Here is a 16,583-nt window from a genome sequence, read left to right on the forward strand (position 1 = left end):
TATGACCGAACCCTTGCTGACGATGCGCGGCATCGTCAAGGCATTCGATGGCGTGAAGGCGCTCGACGGAATCGATCTGACCGTGCGCCCCGGCGAGTGCGTCGGGCTGTGCGGCGAGAACGGCGCCGGCAAGTCGACGTTGATGAAGGTGCTGTCGGGCGTCTACCCGCACGGCACGTGGGATGGCGAGATCCGCTGGGAAGGCGCGCCGCTCGTCGCGTCCGGCGTGCGCGATACCGAGCGCGCGGGCATCGTGATCATCCACCAGGAACTGATGCTCGTGCCCGAGCTGTCGGTCGCGGAGAACATCTTCCTCGGCAACGAGATCACGCTGCCCGGCGGGCGCATGCACTACGCGGAGATGGTGCGGCGTTCCGAGGCGCTGCTGCGCGAACTGCGGATCGACGCGATCAACGTCGCGCAGCCGGTGATGAACTACGGCGGCGGCCATCAGCAGCTGATCGAGATCGCGAAGGCGCTGAACAAGCGCGCGAAGCTGCTGATCCTCGACGAGCCGTCGTCGTCGCTGAGTGCGGCCGAGACGCGCATCCTGCTCGACATCGTGCGCGATCTGAAGCGGCGCGGCGTCGCATGCGTGTACATCTCGCACAAGCTCGACGAAGTCGACGCGGTGTGCGACACCGTGACCGTGATCCGCGACGGCCGCCACGTGGCGACCGAGCCGATGCGCGGGATGACGACCGACCGGATCATCGCGATGATGGTCGGCCGCGAGATCCGCAACCTGTATCCGCGCGAGCCGCACGAGATCGGCGACGTCGTGCTGGAAGCGCGCAACGTGACCTGTCACGACGTGGCGAACCCGCGCCGCAAGCGCGTCGACGACGTGTCGTTCAGCGTGCGGCGCGGCGAGATACTCGGCGTCGCGGGGCTGGTCGGCGCCGGCCGCACCGAGCTGATGCAGGCGATCTTCGGCGCGTATCCGGGCGCGAGCACGGCGAGCGTGCGGATGAACGGCCGGCCGCTCGCGATCCGTTCGCCGGCCGATGCGATCCGCGCGGGCATCGCGATGGTGCCCGAGGACCGCAAGCGTCACGGGATCGTGCCGCAGCTCGGCGTCGGCCACAACATCACGTTGTCGGTGCTGCGCCGTTTCGCCGCCCACGGGCGGATCGACGCGGCCGCCGAACTCGACGCGATCCGCACCGAGATGCAGCGGCTGTCGGTGCGTGCCGCGCATCCCTTTCTGCCGATCGCGAGCCTGTCCGGCGGCAACCAGCAGAAGGCGGTGCTCGCCAGGATGCTGCTGGCCGACCCGCAGGTGCTGATCCTCGACGAGCCGACTCGCGGTGTCGACGTGGGCGCCAAGGCCGAGATCTACCGGCTGATCTTCGCGCTCGCGCAGCGCGGCGTCGCGCTGATCGTCGTGTCGTCGGAGTTGCCGGAAGTGCTCGGGCTTGCCGATCGCGTGCTCGTGATCGGCGAAGGCGAGCTGCGCGGCGATTTCGTCAACGACGGTCTCACGCAGGAACAGATACTCGGCGCCGCGCTGAAGCCCGCGCGGCAGCCGGCCGAACCCATTGCAGCGAGTGCCACATGAATAGCGAACTTTCCTCCTCTTCCACCGTGCCGCCGGACGCCGATGCGCGCCGCACGCATCGCCATCCGCTTCGACAGATCTTCGTGCGCTACAAGGTGCTCGCGCTGCTGTTCGCGGTCGCGGCGATCTGGGTGTTTTTCTCGGTGCTGACCGACGGCGCGTTCGTCACGCCGCGCAACGTGTCGAACCTGCTGCGGCAGATGTCGATCACCGGGATGCTCGCATGCGGGATGGTGTTCGTGATCATCGCGGGCGAGATCGACCTGTCGGTCGGCTCGCTGCTCGGGCTGCTCGGCGGCATTGCGGCGATCCTCGACGTCAACCGCCACTGGCCCGTGGCCGCGACGGTGCCGGCCGTGCTCGCGCTGGGCGTGCTGGTCGGGTTGTTCAACGGCTGGTGGTCGACCTACCGGCGCGTGCCGTCGTTCATCGTCGGACTGGGCGGGATGCTCGCGTTCCGCGGCATCCTGCTCGGCGTGACGGGCGGCTCGACGATCGCGCCGGTGTCCGACGGCTTCGTGTTCCTCGGGCAGGGCTATCTGCCGCGCGCGGCCGGCGACGGCCTCGCGGTGCTGCTGTTCGCGCTCGTCGCGCTGCTGGTCATCCGGCAGCGGGGCACGCGGCACCGCTATCGGCTCGCGGTCGCGCCGCTGTGGCAGGACGTCGCGAAAGTGGTCGGCGCCGGCGCGGTGCTGTTCGCGTTCGTCGCGACGCTCGACCGCTACGGCGGCATCCCGGTGCCCGTGCTGCTGCTGCTCGCGCTGCTCGGCGCGTTTTCGTGGATCGCGACGCAGACCGTGTTCGGCCGGCGCATTTATGCGGTGGGGTCGAACCTGGAGGCGACGCGGCTGTCGGGCGTCGACACCGACCGTGTGAAGCTCGCGATCTTCGCGCTGATGGGGCTGATGTGCGCGTTCGCGGGCATCGTCAACACCGCGCGGCTCGCGGCCGGCTCGCCGTCGGCCGGCACGATGGGCGAGCTCGACGCGATCGCCGCATGCTTCATCGGCGGCACGTCGATGCGCGGCGGGTCGGGCACCGTCTATGGCGCGCTGATCGGCGCGCTCGTGATGGCGAGCCTCGACAACGGGATGTCGATGCTCGACGTCGACGCGTACTGGCAGATGATCGTCAAGGGCGCGGTGCTGGTGCTGGCGGTGTGGATCGACGTGGTGTCGCGTTCGAACCGGCGGTGAGGCTGTCTGCGTGGAGGCGCTTGCCGCTTACCGCAGCGGCGCGCCCCACGCCGCCGTCACGTTGCCGCCGAGCCGCCATTCGCTGAACGGACGGCGCGGTGCAATGATCGCCGGCAGGCGGCGATCGCCGAAGCGCGCGTAGTACGGTTCGACCCAGGCGAGCTCGTCGCGCAGCGTCCACGGGAACAGGTCCTGGCGGATCGGCGTGATTTTCGCGAAGCTCGCGGGATCGTCCACCGCGTCGATCACGAGATTCGCGAGACGGCCGATCGCGTGATCGTTTTCCCGATAGAGATCGATATGGCGCCGTTGCACGAGTTCGGCCGCGAACACGAGCGGCAGCAGCGCGAACGTGTGATAGTGCAGCGCGCGGTTGCCGCGTTTCACTTCGCGCGCGAGCGCCCCGTCGGGGCCGATGTCGCGAATGCCCTCGCGCACGCTCAGCAGTCCGGAATCGACGAGGTTTGCGTTGTCCGTCACGGTGCCGATCGCGATCAGGTCAAGCCCGGCCCAGTACACGAGATTGTTGTGCAGATGGTTGATCGCCTCCGAATCGCGGGTGGCGATCGCGATCCGTTCGAGCCACGGACCGATTGCATCGAGCCGCGCGCGGTTCGCGTCGCGCACGTCGCGCGGCATGCGCAGGATCACCATCGCGAAGTCGGTGCCGGCCCACGAACGCTCGTAGTCGCCCTGATAACCGGAGATCGGCCCCATCAGCGCGTCGGCTCGCGCCCAGCTTTCGAGCAGCGTCACCGCGCACGACCAGTCGCCGTTGTCGGCCGACGCATTGAGCCGCGCGATGAAATCGCGCATCGGCTTCACTGCGCGCGCATAGCCGGCCGCATCGTCGTAGTAGCCGGGGGGATCGATGCGCGTGACGGGGGCGGGCACGTCGCACGCACGCGCAGGCGGCACGGCGCACGACAGTGCGGCGGCGGCCAGCAGCATGGCGAACAGCGGGCGTTTCGTCGGATGGCGCATGCGAGCCTCGTCGATGACGGTGAAAGGGCACGCAGGCCGTGGCGGGCCGAGCGGCGAGCCGCGCCCGCTTACGCGAGCGACGTGCCGCACGCAGTCTAGCGTCGAGGTCTTTCATCCGCCTTTCTCGATGAACGCCTGTTGCTGGACATCCGCCTTGATGAAATCGACGAAGGCCCGCAGCGGAGCCGGCACGAAACGCCGCCCCGGATAGTACAGATACGGGCCGGAAAACGGCCGCCACCATTCGTCAAGCACGGGCTCGAGCGCGCCGCTCGCGAGATGCGGACGAAGCCAGTCTTCGTAAAGATGCACGATGCCGAGCCCCGCACAGGCGGCATCCACGACGAGATCGACGGCGCCGCCGATCTGCACGACGAGCGGCCCGGACGGCTCCACGCGGACCACTTCGCCGGCGCGCTCGTATTCCCACGCCGGCATCGCGCCGCTCGCGAACCGGCCGCGCAGGCATGCGTGATCGAGCAGTTCGCGCGGATGGGCCGGACGGCCGCGACGGTCGAGGTAGGCGGGCGCCGCGGCGGTGGCGAAGCGTTGTGAACGCGGGCCGATGGGCACGGCGATCATGTCCTGTTCGAGGCGCTCGTCGTAACGGATGCCCGCGTCGCAGCCGGCCGCGAGGATATCGACGAAGCTTTCGTCCGCCACGATCTCGAGCCGGATCTCCGGATACGCGTCGAGAAAGCGCGGGACGATCGACGGCAGCACGAGCCGCGCCGCGCTCGTCGGTACGTTGAGCTTCAGCGTGCCGACCGGCCGCTCCCGAAACGTATTGACGACGTCGAGCGCCGCCTCCACCTCGCCCAACGCCGGCGCGAGCCGCGCGAGCAGGCGCTCGCCGGCTTCGGTCGGCGCCACGCTGCGCGTCGTGCGGTGCAGCAGCCGCACGCCGAGTTGCGTCTCCAGCCGGCGCACCGCTTCGCTCAGGCCGGACGCGCTCGCACCGATCGTGCGCGCACCTTCACGAAAGCCTTTCGCGCGCGCCACCGCCACGAACGCGTTCAGATCGCCCAGATCGACTTGCATTGTTCGCCCTTTCGTACAGGTCGTGCGGATTATGACCGGTTATCGCGCAGCGCGTCGCGGCGTAACCTGCGGCTCATTCATTCGCCACAGGAGCACGATCATGTCCCCCGTCGTCCAGTCCGGCACGTTTTCCATCGCGGGCCGCCGCGTTCACCGCATCGGGTATGGCGCGATGCAGCTCGCCGGTCCCGGCGTGTTCGGCCCGCCCCGGGATCGCGATGCGGCGCTTGCCGTTCTGCGCGAAGCCGTTGCATCGGGCGTCGACCACATCGATACGAGCGACTTCTACGGCCCGCACGTGACGAACCGGCTGATTCGCGAAGCGTTGCATCCGTATCGCGACGATCTGCTCATCGTGACCAAGATCGGCGCGAGGCGCGGCGAAGACGGTTCGTGGCTGCCGGCATTCTCGGCCGAAGCGCTCGCCGCCGCCGTGCAGGACAACCTGCGCAACCTCGGTCTCGACGTGCTCGACGTGGTCAATCTGCGCATCATGTTCGACACGCACGGCCCGGCCGAGGGCTCGATCGAGGCGCCGCTGTCCGCACTGGCCGAACTGCAGCGGCAAGGCTTCGTGCGGCACATCGGGCTGAGCAACGTCACGGCCGCGCAGGTCGCGGAAGGGCGCCGGATCTGCGACATCGTCTGTGTGCAGAACCACTACAACCTCGCGCACCGGGACGACGACGATCTCGTCGATGCGCTTGCCCGCGACGGCATCGCCTACGTACCGTACTTTCCGCTCGGCGGCTTCAATCCGTTGCAGTCGTCCGCGCTCGACACCGTCGCCGCGCGGCTCGGCGCGACGCCGATGCAGACCGCGCTCGCGTGGCTGCTGCGCCGCGCGCCGAACATCCTGCTGATTCCGGGAACGTCGTCGGTCGCGCATCTGCGCGAGAATCTCGCCGCCGGTTCGCTGGCGTTGCCGGACGATGCCGTGCGCGAACTCGACGGCGTCGTGTCCGCCCGCGGTTGAACCCGGTGCGGCCGTCGCGCGGCGGATGCCCGAAGCGACGCCGGCACGGGACTCAGCGCGCCTGACCCAACTGCTCGTCGATCGTCCGGGTCAGCGGCGACTGGACGTCGCCGGTGTGTTTCGTCTGCACGGGCTCGATCAGCACGACCCAGCATTCGTCGTCGGCGACCGGATTGTGCTGCGTGCCGCGCGGCACGACGTGCATCGAGCCGGCGGGCAAGTCGACCGCGCGGCCGCCTTCATACTCGATCCTGAGGCGGCCGCGCACGACGAAGAACAGCTCGTCTTCATGCGCATGGTCGTGCCACACGAACTGGCCGCGCACCTTGGCGACCTTCACGTACTGATCGTTGACCTGCGCGACGACCTTCGGCGACCAGTACTCCGATACATCGGCGAAGGCAGCCTCTAGGTCGAACGAATCGGCAAACGGAACGGCGGGGAGGGTCATCTCGGCTCCAGATTCGGCTGTACGAATACACGATCGAAACCGGCACGTCGCCGATCATCGATTCGTCGGGAAAGCCGATTATATTGACGCCGCCGCCGCGCTGCACGACGCCTGAACGCATGCGGCATCCGGCGCGCGTTCAGCGGCTACGTCCGGTCGCGATTGCGTGCGCGCGTCGCGCCCGTGATCACCGCGATGCCGAACAGAATGACGGCGACGATCTCGATGATGTGTTGCGACACGTGCAGCGTCATCAGGCCCCATGCCACGCCGGCGATGAAAATGATCCATCCGAGCAGGTAGATAAGCAGAGTCATCGCCTTTCTCCTTGTAATTGCGGGTCATGACGCCGGTTGCCTGCGTTGCAAAACCTGCCGTGCAACCGGCAAACCGGGATGCGCGCATATTTCGTTCCCGGTTCGGCTGCGTCGTGCCGGATGCGGGCGGCATGCGGTTTATCGGCTCAACGGCATGCCGCGGCATCGAGCAGGCCGCGTGCGGCCAGATTGGCGTACAGCGCGCGCACGCCGAAGGTCCACGGCGCGATCTCCGTGCAAAGCCGCACGACGTTGACGAGCGCGCCGAGCGCGGGCGTGGAGATGGTGACGCGGTCGCCCAGGTGATGCGTGAATCCGCCGCCGGGCGCGTCGCGGTCCTGGATCGGCGAGAACATCGTGCCCAGGAACAGCATGAAGCCGTCCGGATACTGGTGATGCGCGCCGCAGGTCTGCGCGACGAGATCGGCCGGGTCGCGGCTGATCTCGCGCATGTGGCTGATGCCGTCGAGGACGAAGTCGTCGTCCGCACCGTCGACGCGCAACGACACGCTGGCCTGCCGCACGCTGTCCAGCGTGAAGCCGCCGTCAAAGAGCCGCACGAACGGGCCGATCGCGCACGAACCGTTGTTGTCCTTGCATTTGCCGAGCAGCAGCGCGGAGCGGCCTTCGATGTCGCGCAAATTCACGTCGTTGCCGAGCGTGGCGCCGACCGGCCGGCCGTCGCTGGCGACCGCCAGCACGATCTCCGGCTCCGGATTGTTCCATACCGATCCGGGCAGCAGCCCCACGTCCGCGCCGAAGCCCACCGCGGACATGGGCTGCGACTTGGAGAACACCTCGGCATCCGGGCCGATGCCGACTTCCATGTATTGCGACCACGCGCCGCGGCGCTCGAGTTCCGCCTTCAAGCGCATGGCGGCGTCTGAACCGGGGACGATCTTCGACAGATCGGTGCCGATGGTCGCGGCGATGGTTTCGCGTACTTCCGTCGCCTTGGCAGGATCCCCGCCGGCCTGTTCTTCGATCACGCGTTCGATCAGGCTGACGGCAAAGGTCACGCCGCACGCCTTGATGGCCTGCACGTCGCACGGGGCGAGCAGGCGCAGGGCGCTGGACGCGCCGTCCAGCGCCGCCTGCAACAGCGGCTCGACACGGCCGAGCGATTCGCCGGGGGCGGTGCGGGCGATGTCGACCGCGTCGGGGCGGTCGAACAGGTCCGCGGTGGTCGGCACGGTGCGCGTGATGTCGAACACGTCGCCGCCGCGCACGGCGACGACGCTCGGGCCCGCGTGGGCGCCGTCGTGCCGCCAGACACGGCCGATTAGCAGGGCCTGCGCAAGGTCGTGCGGCAGGCAGTCGGAAACGGAAGGAGTACGCATGGTCGTCAGCTCGGCAAGAGTCGTGGGCGGGTGGATCAGTGCGAATGGCGCGGGTTGCCGCGCTGCTCGATGACCTTCAGATAGAGCGTGGCCGGTTCGAGGCAGCCGCCGGTGGACAGCTGGCCCACGAACTGGCGATAGAGCGCCTGCCACGGCGTTTGCGCCTGCGGCACGGTGAAGCTTGCGGTCTCGCGGCGGCGCGCGAGTTCTTCTGCGTCGACGAGCAGGTCGACGCTGCGGCGATTCAGGTCCACGCGGATGCGATCGTTCGTGCGCAGCAGGGCCAGGCCGCCGCCGACGGCCGCTTCCGGCGACACGTTCAGGATCGACGGGCTGGCCGACGTGCCGCTTTGGCGTCCATCGCCGAGACATGGCAGCGACGTCACGCCACGCTTCACCAGATGGGCGGGCGGCGCCATGTTGACGACTTCCGAACTGCCCGGGTAGCCGACCGTGCCGCAGCCCCGGATCACCAGGATGCAGCGTTCGTCGATGTCGAGCCGAGGGTCGTTGATGCGGGCGTGGTAGTCCTCGGGGCCATCGAAGACGATGGCGCGTGCCTCGAAGGTGTTTTCCGCGCCCGGCTCCGCAAGGTAGGTCTTCCGGAAGGCCTCGCCGACGACCGACATCTTCATGATCGCGCTGTCGAAGAAGTTGCCGGACAGCACCATGAAGCCGGCGCCATGCTTGAGCGGCGCGTCGGGCGTGCGGATCACGTCGCGGTCGGCCTCCTGCGCCGTGTCGGCGATCTCGCCGATCGCGCGGCCGGACACGGTCAGGCAGTCGCGCCGCAGCAGGCCGGCCGCATCGAGTTGACGCAGCACGGCGGGCACGCCGCCGGCGCGGTGGAAGCTCTCCCCGAGGTATTCGCCGGCCGGCATGCAGTTGACGAGCAGCGGCACGGATTCGCCGAAGCGCTGCCAGTCGTCCAGGCTCAGTGCCACGCCCATGTGGCGCGCGATGGCGATCAGGTGCGGCGGGCAGTTGGTCGATGCGCCGAGCGCGGAGGCGACGACGATGGCATTCTCGAAGGCCGCGCGCGTCATGATCTTCGACGGGCGCAGGTCTTCGCGGACGAGCTCGACGGCGCGCTTGCCCGTCGCGTATGCCATCTGGCCGCGCTCGCGGTAGGCGGCGGGAATGCTCGCGCACCCCGGCAGCGACATGCCGAGCGCCTCGGCCAGACTGTTCATCGACAGCGCCGTGCCCATGGTGTTGCAGTGGCCGATCGACGGCGACGATGCCGTGGTCAGCTGCATGAAACCTTCGTAGTCGATATCGCCGGCGGCCAGCAGATTGCGGGCGTGCCAGATCACCGTGCCCGAGCCGACGCGCTTGCCCTCGTGCCAGCCGTCGAGCATCGGTCCGCCCGACAGCACGATGGCGGGCATGTCCACGGTGGCCGCGGCCATCAGGCAGGCGGGGGTGGTCTTGTCGCATCCGGTCGTCAGGACCACGCCATCCAGCGGAAAGCCATGCAGGACTTCCACCAGCCCGAGATACGCCAGGTTGCGGTCGAGCGCCGCGGTGGGCCGGCGACTTTGCTCGGCCAGCGGATGCACGGGGAATTCCATCGGGATGCCGCCCGCGTCGCGAATGCCCGCCTTGGTGCGTTCGGCCAGTTCGATGTGGTGGCGATTGCACGGCGCCAGGTCGCTGCCCGTCTGCGCGATGCCGATGATGGGACGGCCCGACTGCAATTCCTCACGGGTCAACCCGTAGTTCATGAATCGCTCGACGTAGAGCGCGGTCATGTCGGCGTGTGCGGGGTCGTCGAACCACTCCTGGCTGCGCAGGCGGCGAGGGGTTTGCGGCATGGCGGGTTGTCTCCGAATAGGGCCGTGTCCGGTTTTTGTGCCGGATAGTTACCGGTAACATTTCGGGGCATGTTAGCACGGGGTTTTTGCGTCGCGGAAGGGAATTTTGCGTGTGGGTGGGTGCAGGCGGTGGGGAACGTGCGGCGACGGAGGAGGGGGAGGTGCCTCCATGACGTCGCGCACGTTGCGCATCGGACGCCGCCGCTTCACATGAAGGACGACAGGTCCGGCAGTCGGCTCGTCAGGCGCTTTCCCGCGCGACGATCGTGTAGTCGACGCGGATGCTGTGCGGCTCGATCCGTTCGCCGCCGTCGCGCGCCTGCAGCGCGGCGAGCAGGGCCTCGCCCGTGCGCAGGCCGATGCCGTAGGCGTCGACCGACACCGTGGTGATGGTCGGGTGGCAGCATGTCGCCACTTCGAAGTTCCCGAAGCCGGCCACGGCCATGTCCGCGGGCACGGACAGTCCGCGTCGATGGCATTCCATGATTGCGCCGAACGCCGACATGTCGCTCACGCACATGACCGCGGTGGTGTCCGGCCACGTCTCCAGCAGTGCTGCCATGGCGGGCCCGCCGTGGCTCATGGTGATCGGCGATTCGCCCAGCCGCACGACGCGCGGCTCGCCCAGCCCCAGCGCCTTGATCTCCGCCTGGTATCCCTTGAGCCGGTCCAGCCCGCGGCGGTCCAGTGCGCTGGCGCCGCCGAGAAAGCCGATGCGCTCGTAGCCGCGCTCGGCCAGATGGCGCACCATCGCGCGCGCGGCGCGCACGTTCGAGAAGCCCACCGCGGTATCGATCGGATGCGTGGGCAGGTCCCACATCTCGACCACGGGGATGCCCGAGCGCGCCAGCACCGTGCGCGTCGCATCGGTGTGCTGCGCACCCGTCAGCGCGATGCAGCGCGGCTGGTGACGCAGCATGGAGCGTACCAGCCGTTCTTCCCGCGCCAGGTCGTAGTCGGTGTCGCCGAGCAGCAGTTGCAGGCCATGCGGCTCGAGGGCGTCGGTCAGGCCGCGCACGGTGTCGGAGAAGTTGGAACTCGACAGCGACGGCACCAGCACCGCGACAAATTCCGACCGCCCGGACGACAGCGCACCGGCGGCGGCGTCGGCCACGTAACCGAGCTCGTCGATGGCCCTGCAGACCCGTTCGCGCGTCTCGGCGGCCACGCTGTGGCCGGCCAGCACGCGCGAGACGGTCATCTTCGATACGCCGGCCAGGCGCGCTACATCGGACATGCGGGGCGGTCCGGCAGGCCGGACGGCGGTGGGGCTGGGCATGGGAATCGCGATCGGGAGAAACCTGGAAAGGCTACATGATACCGGTGCCGTGCGGGCCGCCGCCGCGCGCCGGTGATTCGCGCGGCACTAGGGAAACCACTTGTCGATCGGGACTTGAGCACGCTCGTCGCGGCATGCTACCTTCGAAGCTGTTACCGGTATCAGATCGCCGGTTGCGCCCATCGCCAGATCGGCGCTTTTTTTGGGCGCGAATGTTATCGGTAACATGGCGCGTCAGTTCCTCAGCGAATCCGCCGGCACGAAGAAGTCCTACACAATCAGGAGACAAACCGATGCCATCCCTCACGCAGACCGCCGCCGCACCGGCCGCGTTCGGCTCGTCCGAAGACGCTCTCTACCGCAAGGTCATGCGGCGCATCCTGCCGTTGCTGCTGCTCTGCTACGTCGTGGCCTACCTGGACCGCGTCAACGTGGGTTTCGCCAAGCTGCAGATGCTCGATGACCTGAGCCTGAGCGACAGCGTCTACGCGCTCGGCGCCAGCGTTTTCTTCTGGGGCTATTTTCTGTTCGAGATGCCGAGCAACTTACTGCTGCACCGCTACGGCGCACGCTTCTGGATCGCGCGGATCATGATCACATGGGGCATCGTGTCGTCGTCGATAGCCTTCATCGTGCCGCTCGCGCAGTTCTTTCACGTGCAGACGTCCACCATGTTCTATACGCTGCGCTTCCTGCTCGGTCTGTGCGAAGCCGGCTTTTTCCCGGGCGTCATCCTGTACATGAATTACTGGTTTCCCGCGCGTCGCCAAAGCGTGGCCATGTCGGGCTTCCTGGTGGCGATCCCGCTGAGCCTGACGCTGGGCAGTGTCATTTCCGGCTGGCTGATGGAGCAGACGCACGGCTTGTCAGGCATGAGCGGATGGCAATGGATGCTGCTGCTCGAAGGCCTGCCGTCGATCGTGGTGGCGTTCATCGTGCTGGCCTGCCTCGGCGATGGCCCGCAGTCGGCGAAGTGGTTGTCTGCCGAGGAAAAGGCGGTGCTGTCGCGCAACCTCGAATCCGAGGCCGCGCACAAGTCGCATGGCGTGGGTGCCGCGTTGCGCAGCCCGCGCGTCTGGCTGCTGACCTTCATCCTGCTCACCTTCAATACCGGCTTCTACGGGCTGGCCTTCTGGTTGCCGTCGATCATTCGCGCGTCGGGCGTGCGCAGCCCGATGCATATCGGTCTGCTGACTGCCGTTCCGTATCTGACGGCCATCTTTGCGATGGTGTGGAACGCGTCGCACTCGCGCAAGACCGGCGAACGCCGGCTGCACGCCGCGATTCCCGCGCTGATCGGCGGCGTCGGCCTGATCATGAGCGCGGCCTGCGCACAGAACGTGGTGCTGTCGATCCTGTTCCTGACCATCGCCACGTGCGGCATCCTGGCGCTGATGCCGATCTACTGGACCTTTCCGGGGCAGATACTGTCCGGCACGGCCGCGGCCGCCGGCATTGCACTGATCAACTCGGTGGGCAATCTGTCCGGCTTCACGGGTTCGATGATCACGGGCATCGCAAAGGAAATGACCGGCAACATCAACAACGGAACCTACGCGCTGGGCGCCTGCCTGCTGGTCAGTTGCGTGTTGATCATGTCGATTCCGCGCGGCGTGCTGTTTCCCCCGGCCGCGAAGTAGGTTCGTGGCTGTCCGTCGTGTCACGCGAAAATCAAGCGCGCGCGTCGAGCCAGTTCCGAACGAGTCGCGCAACCTGCTTCCGGCGCTCGATCATCACCATATGCCCTTCGCCGGGCAGCGCATGATGGGTCACCGACGGCACCCACGCGGAAGTTTCGCGCGCCGCCTCGGCGAAAATCGGGTCGTCGGCGCCACCGACGATCAACGTATCTGCGCGGATCCGACGCGGCCACGGCGAATCGTCGCGTGCGTCGTCACGCAATGCGCGCAGGGTGCGGACAATGACGTGCCGCTCGTTGACCGACGACGCGACGTGGCGGCGTCGGCTGAGCAACGCCGCGCGCAAGAGCATGTTGCGCCAGCTTGCGCGAAAGCATCCGGACATCGTTTCGAGCAGACGGACGAAATCGGAGCGGGTCGTATGAACGATTTGCTGCTCGATGAGCCGGCAGCCGTCCGGAGCAAGGCGATGCGCGCTCGAAACCAGCCCGAGTCGCGAGACGCGTTCGGGGTGGGCTGCCGCGAGGCGCGCCGCTACGACGCCGCCGAATGAGATGCCGATGAGCGTCGTGCACCGCCAATGCGCGGCGATGCCACGTGCGATCTGCTCGACGATGTCGGCGATTCGGTATTGCATGCCGGGCTTGTCAGGATAGCCAAGCAATACGAATGGTGTGTCGGGCGGCAAAATACCGGCAACGCGGAGCAGGTCGCGCCGCAGCCGACGCGAGGTCGTCTTCGAGACGAATGCTTGTCCGCCGTTCAGTACGATGACCGCTGGCGGTTCGCTGCCCACCTGTGCGGCCAGGATACCGCCGTCCAGCTGCAGCGTTCGAACGGGACGAGCACCGAGCCGGGGCAGGTTCAATTCGTCCGGTGTGAGGTTCATGAGTCATCTCCTGATGAAAAGGTGCCGGGCTGAACCCTGACGTCCACGTGAAGGTCAAGGGCCGGACTCATCGTTGTTGTCGTATCCGACGGCGGCTTCCGGACGTTGAAGCCATGTGAGTACGTCGGGGAACGCATCGGCGGTCAAATTCGTGCAAAGGGTGACGTAGTCAGCGATCGGCCTCGCAGTATTCGGCACCCGGCATCGACGACCACGAGAAGCCCCTTGCCACCCTGAAACAGCAAACGCCCGATGCGGTGAATCGCTTCTGGCGACTGTCAGGCTATTCCAGGGTTGGGCAACGGACTATTGGTCAAAGACCGCGCTTCAAGCGCCCGGCATAATCGCTGGCTGCTTCATCCAGCGAATGGCTGGTATTCGCTGTCGCGATCAGTTCCGCCACGAACCACGGAAGGATGAGGGTCGTTTCCTCGCTCGACAAACCGACTTTCACGCGCTGCGAAATGGAATCCGGTCGAGGTGGCGTCACTGGCAGGGCGCCATTGGATCGTGGTGGTGTGTCAGCAGCAATGGCGTACGCGTGCGAAAGCTGTGCGCATATCAAAAGCGCACATGCCATGGATGCATGTCGGATGGGTTTCTTCATTTTTCACCATTCGTTGCGAAAATATGAATCGGAAAAGCAGGGCGACAATGCTAACGAATGAGTCGCGCGAAAAGTGTGGGAAATTTGTCAATATCTGTGCGAAAAACGCATGCCAACGGGCTGCGTGAGCACGTGCGCTCAGACGGTGACGACTGAGCAACAAGACCTTCGAAGCAGAATGGTGATTGGCCGCCAACGGGACGGCCAACGGGAAACCGAATCAGGCTAGAACGCGTAGGAGAGCGATGCAAACAGGCTGCGCGGTGCGCCCGGCGTGACCCACAGGCTGTTGTAGGAACTGACGTAAGTAGTGCGATTGAACAAATTGTTCAGCATGACTGACGCACGCAGGTGCTTGTTGACCTGCACATAGCCGTTGAGCTGCACGGTCGCATAGGCCGGCAGTTCGAAACCGTCCTGGGTGTTCGCGGTATTGCCGGCCCGGCGCCCGACGTAGATCACGCCCGCGCCGGCGCCGGCCTTGTCCGCGAACGGGACGGTGGTTTCGTACATGAGCAGCGCGCTGCCGCTCAGACGCGGAATGTCGACGAGGCGCGCGCCGGGTGTCAGCACGGCATCGCGCGTGACCTGCGCGTCGACGTACGCAAGATTGACGAGGCCGCGCACGCCGTGGCCCAGGTCGCCGTTCCATTCGAATTCGACGCCGCGGCTGCGCACTTCGCCGGCCGCGCGCGAAAAGCCTGCATTGGCCGGGTCGGCGGTCAGCACGTTGCGCTTGTTGACGTGGAATGCCGCGACGGTCGCGAGCCAGCGTGCGCCGGCCCATTTCGCGCCGACCTCATAGCCATGCCCCTTCTCCGGATCGAACGCGCGGCCGTCGACGTCGGCGCCGTTGTTCGGCCGGAACGAATACGCGGTGTTCGCATACACGGAAAACGCGGGGCTCATTTCATACACGATGCCGATGCGCGGACTCAATGCAGTCTGCAACTGGCTGCTCGTCGTGTCCTTCAGGCGATTCTCGACCGACTGGTGAAAGCGATCCCAGCGCAGTCCCGCGAGGATTTTCCAGTGCGGCCCGAACGCGAGCGTGTCCTGCGCATAGAGGCCCTGGCCGTCGTCGCGCTCGAGCAGATTGGTCGCGGTGCGCGGGACGGGGGCCGGCTGACCGTAGACGGGATCGAAGATGTCGATCGCATACGGCGCGGCGGCAGTGGGCGTCGAGCGCGCGACGAACTGGTCGTAGTTGAAGCGGTACGCATCGACGCCCAGCACGAGCGTGTGGCCGATGCCGCCGGTGCGGAACGCGCCGGTCGTCTCGACGCGGCCCTGCAGATCGTTCGAATGAAACGCGACTTGCCGGTAGCGGCGCCACAGCGTGCGGCCGTCGGGCTGCAGCGCGAACGCCTCGGACGATCGTCCGGACAGGTCGGTGGTGCGCTGCGCGAAACCGGCGTTGATCGACCAGCCGGCATCGATGCGATGCTCGAGCGTGAACTGGTGGCCCGTGTTGCGCACGTCGTAGTCGCCGTCGCGGGGCTCGCCGAGAAAGCGCGAAGCCGGAATCGCGCCGAGCTGCCCGCCCACCGCGACCACGCCGCGATCGAGCGGCGCGCGCTGGCGTGCGCTCTCGAATTCGTAGTGGAGCGTCGTGTCCGCGCCGATGTCCCACGTGAACGACGGCGCGAACAGGTAGCGTTTGCTCGACACCGTATCGCGGAAACTGCCGTTGTTCTCGTTCATCGCGACGAAGCGGTACGCGAGCGATTTCGTGACGGGCCCGGTTGAATCGAAGGTGTCGCGCAATGCGCCGTAGCTGCCGGCCGACACACTGACGGTGTTCGAGCGCGCGAACTGCGGCTGCCTGGTCGTATAGCTGATGAGCCCGCCCGGATCGCCGCGGCCGTATAGCGCCGACGCGGGCCCCTTGAGCACTTCCATGCGCTCGAGGTTGACCGTGTCGCGCGGGACGCTGATTCCGCGGTTCCACGAGAAGCCGTTGACGAGGTAGTCGGTGCCGGACGTGTTGCCGTCGCCGGCGAAGCCGCGCACCGCGTAGTTGTCCCACAGGCCGCCGAAGTTGTTCTGCCGCGAGACACCCGCGACCCAGTCGTACAGGTCCTCGCCGCGTGTCGCGGCGACGGTTTGCACGAGTTTCGCATCGACGCTGCTGACCGCGAATGGAATCTCCATCACGTCTGCCTCGCTGCGCGTCGCGCTCGTCGATTCGCGCGTGCGAAACGGCGCGCTCGCGCGCTGCCCCGAGACCTCGATGGTGGGCAGCGTTGCTTCCTGCGCGTCGGCGGTGCTCAGGCCGGCCGCGCCGACGACGATGGCCATCGGTGCGGCCGCCCAGTTCTTCCTGCTCATTCCCCGTCCCTTGATATGGATTGCATTCGGGCACGGTGGAGGGGCCTTGCGCCGACGGCTATGTTCCAAACAGTACATTCGCGCCGAAATTTAATGCAAATGAGAGGCATTTGCAATCTCAATTTCATGCGCTCGGGGATGATGCGATGCGGGC

Annotated in this window: 14 protein-coding genes; 4 read left to right on the plus strand and 10 right to left on the minus strand. The window is 67.0% G+C overall.

Features of this window, described 5'->3' with window-relative positions:
• The first annotated feature begins 1 nt into the window (after position 1).
• Positions 2-1,561, plus strand: a complete 1,560-nt coding sequence (gene xylG, locus WS46_RS10705; protein ID WP_059690492.1) for a D-xylose ABC transporter ATP-binding protein — start codon at positions 2-4, stop codon at positions 1,559-1,561.
• Positions 1,558-2,757 (plus strand): sugar ABC transporter permease, encoded by a 1,200-nt coding sequence (locus tag WS46_RS10710; protein ID WP_059690493.1) that lies wholly within the window; start codon positions 1,558-1,560, stop codon positions 2,755-2,757. The genes xylG and WS46_RS10710 overlap by 4 nt, the downstream gene beginning before the upstream one ends.
• 27 nt (positions 2,758-2,784) lie before the next feature.
• On the opposite strand, the gene WS46_RS10715 is transcribed toward WS46_RS10710, so the two are convergent.
• Entirely contained in the window at positions 2,785-3,741 is a 957-nt protein-coding gene (locus WS46_RS10715; protein ID WP_059690494.1) for a mannuronate-specific alginate lyase, read from the minus strand.
• 111 nt (positions 3,742-3,852) lie between these two features.
• Entirely contained in the window at positions 3,853-4,782 is a 930-nt protein-coding gene (locus WS46_RS10720) for a LysR family transcriptional regulator (RefSeq protein ID WP_059690495.1), read from the minus strand.
• A gap of 100 nt (positions 4,783-4,882) precedes the next feature.
• Between WS46_RS10720 and WS46_RS10725 the strand changes: the two genes are divergently transcribed.
• Positions 4,883-5,758 (plus strand): aldo/keto reductase family oxidoreductase, encoded by an 876-nt coding sequence (locus tag WS46_RS10725; protein WP_059690496.1) that lies wholly within the window; start codon positions 4,883-4,885, stop codon positions 5,756-5,758.
• Between the two features lie 52 nt (positions 5,759-5,810).
• Here WS46_RS10725 and WS46_RS10730 read toward each other — a convergent pair whose 3' ends face one another.
• The 5 genes from WS46_RS10730 to WS46_RS10745 form a co-directional block, all read right to left on the minus strand.
• The gene (locus WS46_RS10730) at positions 5,811-6,209 is read right to left on the minus strand and encodes a cupin domain-containing protein (RefSeq protein WP_059690497.1); all 399 of its coding nucleotides are present in this window, start codon (positions 6,207-6,209) and stop codon (positions 5,811-5,813) included.
• A gap of 146 nt (positions 6,210-6,355) precedes the next feature.
• Positions 6,356-6,526 carry a hypothetical protein gene (locus tag WS46_RS36015; protein WP_162999306.1) on the minus strand — a complete coding sequence of 57 codons (171 nt, stop codon included), beginning with the start codon at positions 6,524-6,526 and terminating at the stop codon, positions 6,356-6,358.
• A gap of 146 nt (positions 6,527-6,672) precedes the next feature.
• Positions 6,673-7,866 (minus strand): fumarylacetoacetate hydrolase family protein, encoded by a 1,194-nt coding sequence (locus WS46_RS10735; protein ID WP_059690498.1) that lies wholly within the window; start codon positions 7,864-7,866, stop codon positions 6,673-6,675.
• Positions 7,867-7,901: 35 nt separating this feature from the next.
• Entirely contained in the window at positions 7,902-9,683 is a 1,782-nt protein-coding gene (locus tag WS46_RS10740) for an IlvD/Edd family dehydratase (protein WP_059690499.1), read from the minus strand.
• A gap of 241 nt (positions 9,684-9,924) precedes the next feature.
• On the minus strand, positions 9,925-10,962 hold the full coding sequence (locus WS46_RS10745) for a LacI family DNA-binding transcriptional regulator (RefSeq protein WP_082725297.1): 1,038 nt from the start codon (positions 10,960-10,962) through the stop codon (positions 9,925-9,927).
• A gap of 293 nt (positions 10,963-11,255) precedes the next feature.
• On the opposite strand from WS46_RS10745, the gene WS46_RS10750 reads away from it, so the two are divergent.
• Complete coding sequence (locus WS46_RS10750) at positions 11,256-12,602, plus strand: MFS transporter (RefSeq protein WP_059690501.1); 1,347 nt, start codon at positions 11,256-11,258, stop codon at positions 12,600-12,602.
• Positions 12,603-12,633: 31 nt separating this feature from the next.
• On the opposite strand, the gene WS46_RS10755 is transcribed toward WS46_RS10750, so the two are convergent.
• The 3 genes from WS46_RS10755 to WS46_RS10760 all read right to left on the minus strand — a co-directional run bounded on the left by WS46_RS10755 (position 12,634) and on the right by WS46_RS10760 (position 16,429).
• Positions 12,634-13,491, minus strand: coding sequence for an alpha/beta fold hydrolase (locus tag WS46_RS10755; protein WP_059690502.1), 858 nt, complete (start codon positions 13,489-13,491; stop codon positions 12,634-12,636).
• Between the two features lie 313 nt (positions 13,492-13,804).
• Positions 13,805-14,098, minus strand: a complete 294-nt coding sequence (locus WS46_RS33705; RefSeq protein WP_082725298.1) for a hypothetical protein — start codon at positions 14,096-14,098, stop codon at positions 13,805-13,807.
• A gap of 225 nt (positions 14,099-14,323) precedes the next feature.
• Entirely contained in the window at positions 14,324-16,429 is a 2,106-nt protein-coding gene (locus WS46_RS10760; protein ID WP_059690503.1) for a TonB-dependent siderophore receptor, read from the minus strand.
• Positions 16,430-16,583 lie beyond the last annotated feature (154 nt).

Source organism: Burkholderia sp. RF4-BP95, from assembly GCF_001521985.1.
GTDB lineage: Bacteria > Pseudomonadota > Gammaproteobacteria > Burkholderiales > Burkholderiaceae > Burkholderia > Burkholderia diffusa.